Origin of the sequence: Sorangium sp. So ce448 (assembly GCF_051520915.1) — a bacterium.
Classification (GTDB): domain Bacteria; phylum Myxococcota_A; class Polyangia; order Polyangiales; family Polyangiaceae; genus Sorangium; species Sorangium cellulosum_B.
This window is the reverse complement of record NZ_CP150343.1, coordinates 13,260,814-13,274,974: the sequence shown is the minus strand read 5'-3', so window position 1 is coordinate 13,274,974 and position 14,161 is coordinate 13,260,814. Positions and strand designations below refer to the sequence as shown.

10 protein-coding genes are annotated in these 14,161 nt (G+C 71.8%); 5 read left to right on the top strand and 5 right to left on the bottom strand.

Features of this window, described 5'->3' with window-relative positions:
- Window positions 1-397 precede the first annotated feature (397 nt).
- The 3 genes from asd to WMF45_RS49975 are packed head-to-tail and all read left to right on the top strand — an operon-like array spanning window position 398 to window position 5,573.
- Window positions 398-1,123: an archaetidylserine decarboxylase gene (asd, locus tag WMF45_RS49985; RefSeq protein ID WP_437714399.1), complete on the top strand. Its 726-nt coding sequence runs from the start codon at window positions 398-400 to the stop codon at window positions 1,121-1,123.
- Entirely contained in the window at window positions 1,120-3,498 is a 2,379-nt protein-coding gene (locus WMF45_RS49980) for a methyltransferase domain-containing protein (RefSeq protein ID WP_437714397.1), read from the top strand. The genes asd and WMF45_RS49980 overlap by 4 nt, the downstream gene beginning before the upstream one ends.
- A gap of 20 nt (window positions 3,499-3,518) precedes the next feature.
- The gene (locus WMF45_RS49975) at window positions 3,519-5,573 is read left to right on the top strand and encodes an FAD-binding protein (protein ID WP_437714395.1); all 2,055 of its coding nucleotides are present in this window, start codon (window positions 3,519-3,521) and stop codon (window positions 5,571-5,573) included.
- A 42-nt stretch (window positions 5,574-5,615) separates the two neighbouring features.
- Here the strand turns inward: WMF45_RS49975 and WMF45_RS49970 are convergent, their stop codons facing one another.
- The 5 genes from WMF45_RS49970 to rpmE form a co-directional block, all read right to left on the bottom strand.
- Entirely contained in the window at window positions 5,616-5,954 is a 339-nt protein-coding gene (locus WMF45_RS49970) for a histidine triad nucleotide-binding protein (protein ID WP_012241641.1), read from the bottom strand.
- Between the two features lie 9 nt (window positions 5,955-5,963).
- The gene (locus WMF45_RS49965; protein ID WP_437714393.1) at window positions 5,964-6,551 is read right to left on the bottom strand and encodes a hypothetical protein; all 588 of its coding nucleotides are present in this window, start codon (window positions 6,549-6,551) and stop codon (window positions 5,964-5,966) included.
- A complete protein-coding gene (gene prfA, locus WMF45_RS49960; RefSeq protein WP_437714392.1) occupies window positions 6,551-7,645 on the bottom strand; it encodes a peptide chain release factor 1 in 1,095 nt (364 codons plus the stop codon). Before prfA ends, WMF45_RS49965 begins: the two co-directional genes overlap by 1 nt.
- A 62-nt stretch (window positions 7,646-7,707) precedes the next feature.
- Window positions 7,708-8,880, bottom strand: coding sequence for a DUF1385 domain-containing protein (locus WMF45_RS49955; RefSeq protein WP_437714390.1), 1,173 nt, complete (start codon window positions 8,878-8,880; stop codon window positions 7,708-7,710).
- Between the two features lie 258 nt (window positions 8,881-9,138).
- Window positions 9,139-9,345, bottom strand: a complete 207-nt coding sequence (rpmE, locus tag WMF45_RS49950; RefSeq protein WP_012241637.1) for a 50S ribosomal protein L31 — start codon at window positions 9,343-9,345, stop codon at window positions 9,139-9,141.
- A gap of 538 nt (window positions 9,346-9,883) precedes the next feature.
- Here rpmE and dnaK point away from each other — a divergent pair.
- Window positions 9,884-11,803, top strand: a complete 1,920-nt coding sequence (dnaK, locus tag WMF45_RS49945) for a molecular chaperone DnaK (protein ID WP_437714388.1) — start codon at window positions 9,884-9,886, stop codon at window positions 11,801-11,803.
- 235 nt (window positions 11,804-12,038) lie between these two features.
- Window positions 12,039-14,066: a hypothetical protein gene (locus tag WMF45_RS49940; protein WP_437714387.1), complete on the top strand. Its 2,028-nt coding sequence runs from the start codon at window positions 12,039-12,041 to the stop codon at window positions 14,064-14,066.
- Window positions 14,067-14,161: the final 95 nt, after the last annotated feature.

Genomic DNA, 14,161 nt, shown 5'->3' with positions numbered 1-14,161 from the left:
AGGGGACGGCCTGCAGGCCCTCACGCCTCCATTTGCGCGGAGCGGCGCTTCGCGATTGACGCGCTCGCAGCGACGTGGAGAAACGTGGGGCGCGGGGGACGGGCCTGGCGTCGCGCCTCGGATCGCGCTGTGCGTCGCGTCAAGGCTGAGCTCCCTCGCTGGTTGGGGACTGCGCCGACGCTGGAAGGTTCGTCTGACCCGAGCGTTGACCAAGGTCCTTCCTGAGGCCTAGCATTCCTGCACCGCTCTCTTTCCCGCATCGTTACCGCTGCTCCGCACAATGACCGTTGCCACCTACGCCGCCGCACAGCTGTTGCGGGTGCTTCCGCGAGAGCGCATTACCCGGGCCGTTGGCCGCCTCTGCGACGCCAGAGCCCCCGCCGCCGTCTTGAACACGGTGGTGAGGCTCTACGCGCGCGCGTACCGCGTCGACATGGACGCCGCCGAGGTGCTGACGAGCCCTTACGAGAGCTTCGACGCGTTCTTCACGCGCAAGCTCCGCGAGGGGATGCGCCCTGTCTGCTCCGATCCCGGAGCCATCACCAGCCCTGCCGACGGACGGGTCGAAGACATCGGCCCCGTGACCGAGGGCGGGCGGCTGACCATCAAAGGGCAGCCGTACCGCGTGGAAGACCTCGTGGGCGACCCCGCTGAAGCCACGCGCTATGACGGCGGGCAGTTCGCGATCGTCTACCTGTCGCCCCGCGACTACCACCGGGTCCATTCGCCCGTCGCCGGGCAGGTGAGCCTCATCCGATCGATGCCGGGGGAGCTGTTCCCGGTGAACGCGATCGGCGAGCGCCACGTCCCGGGCCTCTTCGCGCGCAACCGGCGCGTCGCGATCGTGATCGACACGGAGCGCCAGGGGCGCGTTACGGTGGTGATGGTGGGCGCGATGATCGTCGGACGGATCACGGTGAGCGCCGTCGACGCGCGCGACGTGCCGCTCGGCCTGCACACGATCTCGCCGGCGCTTCCGGTCGCGTGCGGCGAGGAGATCGGCAAGTTCCACCTCGGATCCACCGCGGTCATGTTCGTGGAGCGCGGGGTGGCGCCCCCCTGGAGCAGGGCTCCTGGGCCGATCCTCTACGGCGAGCCGCTGGATGGAGGGGGCCCGCGATGACGAGCGAGCGGCCGCGCAACCCCCTGGCTACGCCCGCCCAGGAAGGCGGCGCCTCCGGAGAGCCCGGCGCGCCGCTGCCGGGCGAGGCAGGGAACGCGGCCGCACCGGCGCCGCAGGGAGACCAGGGCTCGCTCGCCCCGCGAGCGTCCGCTCCACGGCCCGAGCGCTCGCCGAGCGTGCGCCCGCAGCTCGCGACGACGACGCCGCTGCCGCGCCTCGATGTCATCGCGGGCATCGCGGACGGGAGCTCCGGCGGGCAGATCGCGGAGATCCCGGACCTCGATCTCGACCCGCGGATCGCCGGACCGCCCACGGAGCGCTCGCGGCACGGCGCTCCCCTGCCGACGAGCGCCAGCTCCAGGCGGTCCTGGCAGTCGCTCGCGACGGAGGTGGAGCGGGCGGCGGAGGCGAAGCGCGGCGAGGGCGCGAAGACCGGGCGACGGCGCTCGCGGCGACTCGTGAACGTGTCCGGAGACGCAGCGCATCAGGGTGACGATCAGGTCGCCACGCACGACCGCGCCACCGTGCCCGAGGACGCCGCGGCGGAGCGCCCGCGCGCGCGCGACGAGGCGGACGACGACGGGTGGCCGAGCGCCTCCGAGAGGCGGCCCAGCTACCCGACGCTCGACGCGCCCAGGCATCCCAGCGAGCCCGCGCTGGATGGATCCAGACCCCCCAGCAAGCCGGCGGCGGCGACGGCTGCGGCGACGAACCTGGCCGAGCTGGTCGCGCCCCGCGCCGTCCCGCGCCCGTCACCGAAATCCTCGAGCATGCCGCCGATGCCGGCGCCGAGCGGGCTCATCATCGATCCCGATTCGGTCGCGGTGATCCGGCCGCTCCAGATCGTCAGCATCGAGTCGGACCTGCCGCCGGTGCCGCCGATCACCTCGGCCCCCGAGCCCGCCAGACCGCCGCTCTTGACCGATCCGGCGGAGCACGAGTGGCCGCCGCTCCAGTTCAGGATCCAGCCGGACGACGTCCCGACCGGGATGGGCCTCGAGTCGTTCCAGGAAGGCCTCCCCGAGGGCCCGCCGACGGCGCGCGACGCCGCCTTCGACGCCCTCCAGCCGCAGCCTCGGAGGCGGCCCAGGAGGCAGGCCTCGGCGCCGGAGATCGACGCGCACCCCTTGGACTGGCCGCTGGGGGCGGGCGCGGACGAGGTCGCGGAGCTCGATCCCGAGTCCGGGCCCGTCGCCGAGGCGAAGGCCGAGCTATCGAGCGCTCCTCCCGCGGGCGGCGAAGGCCAGCAGGCGCAGGGCGACGCGACACGCATCACCGTGCCGCCGAGGAGCACCGAGGTCGAGCTCGAGGAGGTCGAGCCCGAGCGCGAGGCCGAGCTCGCCGACGCGGGCTCGGCCGCGCAGGCCGATCCGCACGGCGCGCACCCCAAGAAGCCACCGCCGCCTCCCTTGCCGCCGCGGCGCCCGCGCGCGCAGGCGCTGGCATCGCCGGATCTCGCGACGTTCACGAGCTCGGTGCCGCCGCCGCCCGCGTCGGCGCCGCCCGTGTCGGCGCCTTCGTCGCACGGCGAGCCTTCCGCGTCCGCGCGGCCCGCCGCTCCCGCCGCGGCGCCCGCGGCGAAGCAGGTCGAGCACGATTCCGGCCCCTCGACCGAGCCCGCCGCGCGCCGGAAGCGCCCGTGGTGGGAGGAGCTCTTCGGCGACGACTTCCTGCGCACGCTCGACAAGATCGACAGCAAGGTGGTTCGCCGCGAGGTCGATTTCATCGAGGAGCGGCTCGGCGTCGAGAAGGGCGCGGTGATCCTGGATCTCGCGTGCGGCGCAGGCGGCCACGCGATCGAGATCGCCAGCCGCGGCTACAGCGTGGTCGGCTACGACCTGTCGCTCGCCATGCTCGCCCGCGCCGCCGACGAGGCGCAGGACCGCGGCCAGAAGCTGAACTTCCTCCAGGGCGACATGCGCGAGATGACGTTCGAGGAGACCTTCGACGGCGTCTACTGCTGGTCGACGAGCTTCGGCTACTTCGACGACGAGAAGAACGCGGACGTCCTCGCCCGCATCCGCCGCGCCCTCCGCCCCGGCGGGATGCTCCTGCTCGACATCGTCAACCGCGACTATGTGGCGTCCCGCCAGCCGAGCCTTGTCTGGTTCGAGGGGGAGGGCTGCGTCTGCATGGATGAAATGCACGTGGATTTCTTCACGAGCAGGCTCAAGGTGAAGCGCACCGTCATGTTCGAGGACGGCCGCTCGCGCGAGCTCGACTACTCGCTCCGCCTCTACGGGCTGCACGAGCTCGGCAAGGTGCTCCACGAGGCGGGCTTCAAGGTCACCGAGGTGACCGGACACCCCGCGCACCCCGGCGTCTTCTTCGGCTCCGAGTCGCCGCGGCTCATCGTCCTTGCCGAGCGGAGCTGAGGCGCTAGGGCTCCCCGGGAATGAGCTTCGAGGCCGCGATCGCGCGCGCGCTGCCGGGGATCCCGCGCAGCGCCTCCCCCGTCGATCAGATCGCCTACGCCCGCGATCTCTGGCCGCGGCACCACCTCGCGGTGACGGAGGGCCGCATCGCCGAGCACCGGCCTGGGATGATCGTCTGGCCCTCCTCCGCGGAGGAGGTCGCCCAGGTGGTGCGCTTCTGCGCGGACGAGGGGCTCCCGCTGGTGCCTTTCGGGGCGGGCTCGGGCGTGTGCGGCGGCGTCTTGCCGGACGAGCGCACGGTCGTGCTCGACCTCAAGCGGCTCTCCCGCCGCCGCTCGCTCGATCGTCAGGCCCCGTCGGTCGAGATCGAGGCCGGCGCGCTCGGCATCCGCTTCGAGGAGGAGCTCAACGCCGAGGGCTTCACGCTGGGCCATTTCCCGTCGTCCATCCTCTGCTCGACCGTGGGGGGCTGGGTCGCCGCGCGCAGCGCCGGCCAGTGCTCCGGGCTCTACGGCAAGATCGAGGACATGGTCGCGTCGCTCGAGTGCGTCGTCGGCCGCGGCGAGATCGTCCGCTTCGATCGGCGCGCGCGAGGCCCGGACCTCACGCCGCTCCTCATCGGCAGCGAGGGCGTGCTCGGCGTGGTCACCGCCGCCACGCTCCGGCTGCACCCGGCGCCGCCGGCGCGCGCGTTCGCCGCGTTCTCGTTCCCCAGCGTCGAGGCCGGATGGGACGCGATGCGGGCGATGTTCCAGGCCGGCCTCCGCCCGGCGGTCTCGCGGCTCTACGACCCGTTCGACTCCTTCATGGCCCGGCTGGGCGCCGTGCGCCGGCAGCGCGCCCACGCCGGCGCAGCCCATGAATCCTCCGGCGGGGCGGCCGCGCGGGGGCACGGCGCGCGCGGCCCTGGGGCCGGCGCCGCAGTGCTGCGCGGCCTGCTGCGCGCGCCGGGGCTCCTCAACCAGATCGTCGACGGCGTCGGGTCGCGCGTGCTCCGCGGCGCGACGCTCATCCTCATCTTCGAGGGCACGGCGCGCGCGAGCGCGGAAGACCTCGCCCGCGCCGCGGCGATCGCGGAGCGCGGCGGGGCCAGGCCGCTCGGCGAGGAGCCCGCGCGCCACTGGCTCGCGCACCGCTACAGCGTGAGCTACCGCCAGGCGCCCGTGTTCATGGCCGGCGCGTTCAGCGACACCATGGAGGTCGCCGCGCCCTGGTCGCGCCTCGACGGGCTCTACCGCGCGGTGCGCGGCGCGCTCGGGCGCCACGTGTTCGTGATGGCTCACCTGTCCCACGCGTACCCGGACGGCTGCAGCATCTACTTCACCTTCGCTGGCAGCGCGCCGAGCGTCGCGGCGGCCGAGGCGAAGTACGACGCGGCGTGGCGGGCGGCGCTCGACGCCGCGATCGACGCCGGCGGGACGCTCTCGCATCACCACGGCGTCGGCCGGAGCAAGGCGCCGCGGCTCGGCGCCGAGCTCGGCCTCGGCGCCGACGTCATCCATGCGCTCCGCGGCGTCTTCGACCCCGCCGGCGTCATGAACCCTGGCAACCTACTCCCGCGCGAGGCGTCCTCCGCCGCGCGCCGCCCGCTACCGCCGCCGCCCGCGGCGCCCCTGCTCGACGGCGACTCCATGCTCGTGCACGCCGCCGGTACCGCTCGCCTCGGCGACGTGGAGCGCGCCCTCGAGCAACGTGGCCTCACGCTGGCGATCGACTTCGGCGCGACCTCGCCCGAGCTGACGCTCGACGCGTGGATCGCGGCGGGCGCCCCCGGCGCCCCGGATCCGTGGACCGATCCGGTCGATCACCTGGTCGCCGGGTTCACCGCGCGGCTCGCGTCGGGCGCCGAGCTCGCAGTGCGGCCCGCCCCGCGGCGCGCGGTGGGCCCGGATCTCTTCGCGCTGTTCCTCGGCGTGGGTGGGCGCGTCGGCGCCATCACGTCCGCGCACCTCCGTGCCCACGGCGCGTCTCGGCCCCGCGCCCTGCCGACCACGCTGCCGAGGCAGCCCTCGCTCCGCGACGACGAGGCGGCGTGGCTCGACGCGGCGGTGAGCGCCGCCCGCGGCGTCCGCTGACCGCGGCCGGCGCGGCGCTCACTCGGAACGCGCGGACAGCGTTCAGCCGGGAGGCCAGGCCATCGGCCTTCCACCCATCACGTGGACATGGATGTGGAAGACCGTCTGGCCCGCGTTCGCGCCGCTGTTCACCACGGTCCTGAAGCCGCTCTCCGCGATGCCGGTGAGCTCCGCGACCCGCCGCGCCGCGAGGAGCAGCCGGCCGAGGACCGCCTCGTCCTCGGGCGTGGCCTGGGCGATGCCCGCGATGTGGCGCTTCGGGATGACGAGCGCGTGCGTGGGCGCCTGCGGGTTCACGTCGTGGAAGGCGATGACGTGCTCGTCCTCGAACACGACCTTCGACGGGATCTCCTTGTTCGCGATCTTGCAGAAGATGCACATGGCCGCCTCCTACTCCCAGGGTGCTTGCGAGTCACGCCGCGCCCGGTCACGCGGCAGCGCCCTGGTCCCCGGGTCCGGCTCTCCCGGCTCCCCCTCACCAGGCGACTCCAGCGCTCCGCCGGCCTTCCCCTCGGGCAGCAGCCGGGCGAGCGCGCGCTCGATCCGCGACGTGTCCGCCGGCTCGGGGAGGAGCGCATGCGGCAAGGCGGCGCCTGTCGCCGAGCTCGACGCGACGCCCTCGCCGCCCGGCTGCTCGGCCCGCGGGACCGCCCCGCGCGCGACCGCGATGCGGAGCACCGCGAGCTCCAGGGCGTCGAGCGCGGCGGTGCGCTTCAACCCGAGCGACGGCACGTCGTAGGTGAGCAGCGCGCCGCCGCTCGCGGCGGGCGCGAGCCCGGCGCGGTCCGCGCCCGCGACCAGCTGCCGCACGATGCTCCTGAGCAGCGCCGCCCGCCGCCGCACCCGGCGCGCCTCCGGGTCGGCGTAGAGCGAGAAGAAGCGGTTTCGCGAGAAGGTCGACGGCGCCAGCACGAGCGCGACGAGCAGCGCCTCCAGATCGACGGGCGGCGCCCCTCTCTCGATGGACGGCGCACCCATCACGTGGCGGGCTCCAGCGCGGGCCCCGAGAGCCCGCCGCGCCGCAGGAGCTCCGCCTGGCGGTGCGTGCGCAGCGCGCCGATGAGCTCGTCGAGGTCCCCTTCGATGATCTTGTCGAGCTTGTGCAGCGTGAGGCCGATCCGGTGATCCGTCACGCGGTTCTGCGGGAAGTTGTAGGTCCGCACCTTCTGCGCCCGCTCTCCCGTGCCGACCATGGTCCTTCGCTCGGCGCTCTGGGCCTCTTCCTGCCGGCGCTGCTCGAGCTCGAGCAGCCGGCTCCGGAGCACCTTCATCGCCTTCGCCTTGTTCTTCAGCTGGGAGCGCTCGTCCTGGCACTTCACGATCATGCCCGTCGGCAGGTGCTTGATCTGCACGGCGCTGTTCGTCGTGTTGACGCCCTGGCCGCCGGGGCCGCCCGACGCGGCGATCGAGATCTCCAGGTCCTTGTCGTCGATGTGCACGTCGACCTCGTCGGCCTCGGGCAGCACGGCCACCGTCGCGGTCGAGGTGTGGATCCGCCCCTGCGTCTCCGTCGAGGGGACCCGCTGAACGCGGTGGACGCCGCCCTCGTACCGGAGGTGGGAGTAGACGTCCTGCCCCGTGATCAGCGCCGCGACCTCCTTGTAGCCGCCGGCGGAGGCCTCGCTCAGGTTGAGCACCTCGACCTTCCACCGCTTCGTCTCCGCGTAGCGGCACAGCATGCGGAAGAGATCGGCGGCGAAGAGCGCCGCCTCCTCGCCGCCCTCGCCGCTGCGGATCTCGATCACGGTGTTTCGCGTGTCGTTGGGGTCCTTCGGCAGGAGGAGCACCTCGAGCTCGGCGGCGAGCCGCTCGCGCTCGAGCTCGAGCTCGGGGAGCTCCGCCTGGGCGAGCTCGGACAGGTCGGGATCGCTCAGCGCCTCGCGATCCTCGGCGATGCGCCGCTCGACGTCCCGCAGCCGGGCGAAGGCGACGACCACGGGCTCGATCTCGGTCCGCTCGCGGTTGAGCCGCTGGAGCTCGGCCGGCGCGGAGAGCACCGCCGGGCTGCACATGAGGTGCTCGAGCTCCTGAAAGCGGCGCTGAACCGCCTCGAGTTTCGCGATAGGTAGCATCTGCAATCCGAAGACGACGCGGGGTTGAACGGCGGCGAGGGGCCCGGCGGAGCCGGCGCGCGCTAGCCGTGAGCGCCTGCGTAGCCGGGGTCGGCCAGCAGCTTGGAGTAGTCGGCGAACACCCGATCAGGCTGGGCGGGAGCGGCCACCGAGGCCTCGCGCCAGAGCGTCGCGCGGAGCGACGCGAGGGCGATCTCCAGCTGCGCGTCGTCGGGCTCCGCCGTCGTGATCTTCTGGACCAGGAACCCCGGCCAGAGCAGCGCGCGGAGCGGGCCGGTGGTGCAATAACGCGCGAAGATCCGCTGGATCTCGAAGGTGACCGCGGCGATCAGCGGGAGGAACGGCAGCTTCATCAGGAAGAACGTGACGCTCTCGACGAGCCGGCCACCGGGCAGCTTGGGCAGGAGCGCCCCGAGGGACGCCCCGGCCACCGAGAACACGACGATCGAAACGAGCGCCACCATGACCAGGAACGTCGTCCCGCAGCGGGGATGCATGGCCGTCTTCCGGCGCGCGTTCTCGACCTCGAGGACCTCGTGCGCCTCGTAGGTGGAGATCGCCTTGTGCTCGGCGCCGTGGTACTGGAAAACGCGTCGAACCTCGGGGATCTGGCGGATCAGCAGGAGGTAGCCGACGACGATGGCGAGCTTCGCCACGCCGGTGATCGCCTGGAACGCCGGTGACGTGACCTCGAGACCGAGGCCCAGGAGCTTGTTGACAAGCTCGGCGCCGGCCTGGGGCGCCGCCACGAAGAGCAGGACCGCGAAGAGGATCGGGATCATGCCCATCCCTCCTCCCCGCTTCTTCCCCTCTGCGCCGCCCGGCGCGGGGCTGCCCGTGACCTGCGCGGGCTCCACGTCCTGCGCCGCGATCGCCGCCATGCTGAGCGCCAGGGAGGTGAGGTTCACCCCGCCCGCCTGCCCTGCGCTCGGGCGCTTCGACTCCGGCCCCTTGGCCGAGCCCGCCTCCTCGGCCGAGAGATCTTGCTCGTAGAGGTCCGCGGACCAGCGGAGCGCCTGGGATCCCAGGCGGAGCGACTCGACGAGGGTCGCGACCCCCCGCACGAACGGCCACGTGCGCGGCCCCTTCGCGACGGCGGTCATCGGCTGCTCGCGGACGACCAGCTCTCCCGAGCGGCGCCGGCAGACGATCGCGACCGAGCTCGGCGACCGCATCATGACCCCTTCGATGACCGCTTGGCCGCCGATATACGGACGTGCAGGCTGATCGCTCATACGCGTTCCAATCTAGCGCATAACACGGCCAGCGCATCGGCCCGACCGACCATCGCCGCACAGGTGAAGGTGCCGACGTGGTCAGGTTCGCCTTCGCGTCCGCGTCCGCCGCGCGCGACGTCTCGGCCGCTCACGCTCCGCGCAGGGCTAGCGTGCTCCAGGCGAACCAGCCCATCCGCCACGCCCCGGGCGGGCGCGGCGTGACGGGCGAATCCGGTGAAAGAAGGGAGTTCGGGGGTAGAGGGACGATCGGCCCGGCTACTTGCCTGCGGTCGCGTACTTCTTGCGGAAGCGGTCGACGCGGCCGGCGACGTCCATGATCTTGTGCTTGCCCGTGTAGAACGGGTGGCAGGCGGAGCAGACGTCGGTGGTGAAGCTGCCGCGGGTGGAGCGGGTCTCGACGACGGCGCCGCACGCGCAGGTGATCGTGGAGGCCTTGTACTCGGGGTGGATGCCGGGCTTCATGGTGAGTCCTTCGGGTGTTGCGAGGGAGGGCGCCTATAGCTCAGCGCGTCTTGGACCGCAAGAAGCCCCTCAGACGCGCCCGCTCTTCCTCTCGTCCGGTTCTCGTCCGGTCCGCTCGGCATCGTTTGCACGAGTTTGCGCGAAGCTGCGCAGCGAGGCGGCCCTGGCGCTGCCGGCCGAGCCCGCCGCGCTTCCCCCAGGAGCGAGGCCCCCGGATCGAGACGCTGGCGGTGCGAAGCGCGGACACCTTAGGTGCGGCGCGACCGGGCTCCGGTCAAGGTGCGGGCAGCCCCAGCCCGCGCGCACGGCAATTGCTAGAGGCGGCGTTGACGCTCGGGCGCACATGGTTAGTTTCGCGGTCGCGAGCCAGCGAGCTCGCGAAAACTCGGCGAAAGTATCCGGATTCCCAGCGGTTTTTGACGGCTCTGGAGCGGTGGCTCGCGGCAGCTGTCAGCTGAGCCCTGCTGGCCGGTCGGGTCTTCTCGCCCCCCGTGGTCATCAGGCCGTCGCGCAAACAGTTCTCGGAGGGTTCAACGTCATGGGCAAGATCATCGGCATCGATCTCGGCACGACCAACAGCGTCGTCGCGGTGATGGAGGGCAAGGAGCCCAAGGTCATCGTGAATGAGGAGGGCTCGCGCCTCACGCCGTCCGTCGTGGCCTGGGACGACAAGGGCGAGGTGCTCGTCGGACAGATCGCCAAGCGCCAGGCGGTCACGAACCCCACCAACACCATCTACTCGGCCAAGCGCTTCATGGGGCGCCGCTACGAGGAGGTGCAGGAAGAGGCGAAGCGCGTCCCGTACACGGTCAGCAAGGGCAAGAACAACGACGCGTCGATCGCGGTGCGCGGCAAGCAGGCGTCGCCCCCCGAGATCTCCGCGAAGGTCCTCCAGAAGCTGAAGAAGGCCGCGGAGGACTACCTCGGCGAGAAGGTCACCGAGGCCGTCATCACCGTGCCGGCGTACTTCAACGACTCGCAGCGCCAGGCGACCAAGGACGCGGGCCGCATCGCCGGGCTCGACGTGAAGCGCATCGTCAACGAGCCCACGGCCGCCGCGCTGGCGTACGGGCTCGACAAGAAGAACGAGCAGGTCATCGCCGTCTACGACTTCGGCGGCGGCACGTTCGACATCTCGATCCTCGAGGTCGGCGACAACGTCGTGCAGGTCATCTCGACCAACGGCGACACCCACCTCGGCGGCGACGACGTCGACCACCTCGTGATGGACTGGCTCGCGGCCGAGTTCAAGAAGGACACCGGCATCGACGTCGCGAACGACAAGATGGTCGTGCAGCGGCTCAAGGACGCCGCGGAGCAGGCGAAGATCGAGCTGTCGAACGTGCAGGAGACGACGATCAACCTGCCGTTCTTGACCGCGGACGCCTCGGGGCCGAAGCACCTCCAGAAGCAGCTCACCCGGGCGAAGCTCGAGCAGATGATCCGGCCGCTCATCGACCGGACGCTCGAGCCGACCCGCAAGGCGCTCGCCGACGCGAAGAAGTCGCCGCAGCAGATCGACGAGATCGTCCTCGTCGGCGGCTCGACCCGCATCCCGCTCGTGCAGGAGACGGTCAAGAAGTTCTTCGGCAAGGAGCCCCACAAGGGCGTGAACCCGGACGAGGTCGTGGCCGTCGGCGCCGCGGTCCAGGCGGGCGTGCTCTCGGGCGACGTGAAGGACCTCGTGCTGCTCGACGTCACGCCGCTCTCGCTCGGCGTCGAGACGCTCGGCGGCGTGATGACGGTGATGATCTCGAGGAACACCACGATCCCGACCCAGAAGAAGGAGATCTTCTCGACCGCGACCGACAGCCAGCCCAGCGTCGAGGTCCACGTGCTCCAGGGCGAGCGCACCGAGGCCCGCTACAACCGGACCCTGGGCCGCTTCCACCTCGAAGGGATCATGCCGGCGCCCCGCGGCGTGCCGAAGATCGAGGTGACGTTCGACATCGACGCGAACGGCATCCTCTCGGTCCACGCCAAGGACACGGCCACCGGCAAGGATCAGCGCATCACGATCACCGCGTCGGGCGGCCTGAAGGAGGACGAGATCAACCGGATGGTCAACGAGGCGGCGACGCACGAGGCCGAGGACAAGCGCCGGCGCGAGGAGATCGAGCGGCGCAACAAGCTCGATAACCTCTGCTACACGCTGGAGAAGACGATCAGCGAGAACAAGGACAAGCTGCCGGAGGGCGACGTCTCGGCGCTGAACGGGATCATCGCCGAGGGGCGGTCGGCCATCGAGAAGCAGGACGACGCGGCCGTGAGCGCGGCGCTCGAGAAGCTCGAGAAGGAAGCGCACCGCATCGCGAGCGTCATGTACGAGAAGGCCGGCCCGCCGCAGGACGGCGGCGGCGCCGCGCCCGGCGGCGCGCCGGGAGGCCAGCCGCCGCCCCCCGCCGGCGGCAAGGGGAAGGATTCGGTCATCGACGCCGAGTTCGAAGAGTCGAACTGATCGCCGCGAGGAGCCCGCTCCTCGACGGTGTGCGACGAGCGCGGATTCCTCCGCGCTCGTTCGCCGAGCGCCAAGCGCCAAGCGCCAAGCGCCAAGCGCAACGAGCGCGGATTCGTCCGCGCTCGTTCGCATTTGGAGCGGCCGCCGCGCGGGAGGCGGCGCACGCAGCCGTCGCCTGCGCGGCGCGCTCCTTGGGCGTCGACTCGGATGTCCGGGAGCCGTATAACCGGCGCTCATGCGAACCCTCCTGCCGATCGCCCCCCTGGTCCTGATGGCCGGCTCCCTCGCCTGCGGGCCGTCCCCCGCGCCTGTCGCGCCGACAGCAGGACAAGGCGAGGTCAAGGCCGGGCCCGCCCACGTCGCCGCCAGCCCAGCGTTCGATCTATCGCCCGTCGCCGAGCCGGCCGACGTCGTCGGCGTGCTCCGCTGGAGCAACCCCGCGGCCACGCTGTCGAGCATCGCGACGTGCGCGGGGCTGCCTCCGGCGCTCGCGGAGACGGGCGCGCAGGCGTTCTCCTCGGGTGTGCTGGGCGAGCTCGTGAGCCCTTCCATCGACACGGATCAGCTCGCCACGGTGCTCGCGCTCGACGCGCCGGTGCACCTGATCGTCGCGCTCGATGACAGCTCGAAGCGGGGCAAGCCCGTGGCGGCCGTGTCGTTCGGGCTCACGTCGCTCGAGCGGGCGAGGGGCGCGCTCGAGGCGGGCGCCGCCCTCACCGAGGTGAAGCCCGGCATGTGGAAGATCGGCGGCAAGGAGCCCTCGTCATCAAGCTGCTTCCTCGCCGCGTCCGCCGGCTCGGCGCCCGCGCGGCTCCTCTGCGGCGATCGGGACCGCGACGTCACGACGCTCGGGCCGTACCTCGCGCGCACGCTGCCGACGCTCGCGCCCGAGGCGCGCGATCTCCACGGCGAGGTCCGCTTCGTCCCGCTCAGCACGAAGTTCGGCGGCATGGCGAAGCAGCAGCTCGGCGGGCTCCCGATCCTCGCGCAGAGCCAGCTCTCGATCGGGCAGCCCCAGTTCGACCGGGCGCTCACCGACGCGGCGACCTCCGTTCAGCAGGAGCTCGAGGCGCTCATCAACGACGCGAGCAAGGCGGTCGTCGATCTCCAGGTCGACAACCAGTCCTGCGTGAACCTCACGGCTGCCCTGGAGCTCCGGGGCCAGTCGTCGTGGGTCGCCAAGACGATGGCCGACAGGGCGAAGCGCGCCGGGGCCGCGCCGGCGCTGTACTGGCGCGCGCCGAAGGACAGCGCCGGCGCGTTCTTCGACCACGGCTACGACCCGGCGCACTACGGCGGCATCCTGAAGACGCTGCGCGAGATGCTCGAAGGGTGGCTGGAGAAGGAGAAGATCGGCAAGCCCGCCGATCGCAAGGCGCTCGCCGACCTCCTCTCGCTGCCGGTCAACCAGGGGCCGAGCGTGTCCGCCCACGGGTACCCGGACGCGCCTCCTCCCGCTCCCCAGGCCGGAAAGCCGACGCCGAACGAGGCGCTCGACAAGATGATGGGGAGCTTCGTCGGCTGGAACCTGTTCGGGTTCGAGGAGGCGCCCGACGCGCTCATCAAGTACGTGAAGAACGCCGTCACCGCCTACAACACGCCCGGGCTGCGCAAGCGCCTCCCGGAGATCGACGTCGATCCGAAGGATTTGCCGACGGTCAAGACGGTTCAGGCGCCGAAGGAGCTCGGGAAGACGTCGCTCGCCGTCGAGATCCAGATCGTCCGCGATCTCCCGGCGCTCGACGGAGACGCGAGCTCGACCCCCGCCGCCAAGGGCAAGCAGAGGCCCAAGCTGACGATGACGCTCCACCTGCTCCTCATGGGTGAGGAGAAGACGACGTGGGTCGCCTTCGGAAACGACAAGGGCGACCTGCTGAGGCGGCTCGCCACGGTGAAAGCGGACGCGCCCGCCGCAGCGACGCTCGCGTCACGTCCGGGGCTCGAGAAGCTGAAGACCGGGAAGTTCGCCTGGGGTGGATTCTCGACGCTCGCCCCGATCACCCGCACGTTTCAGAGCGTGCTCTCGACGCTGGATCAGCCCGGCGCGGCGCCGGTGGCGCTGCCTCAGGAAGCTCGAATCTTCGGCGAAGCGCTGGCAAAGCTCCCCCACAAAGGGGAAGGGCTGATGTTCGTCACGACCCAGCAGCAGGGCGGCGCCGCGCCGCGGGCCGAGATCTCGATCAACGTGTCGAAGCCCGTGCTCGAGGACATCGGCGCGCTCGTCGCGGCAGGGCTTCGAATGGCCGGCATCACGAAGCCATAGGCTCGTGGATGCGCTATCACCACAGCCAGTAAGCTGGCGCGGCTGCTCCTGCTCGTTCGTGTTCCCTGGTCACCGCGCCGCGCGTGCTTCGTCCG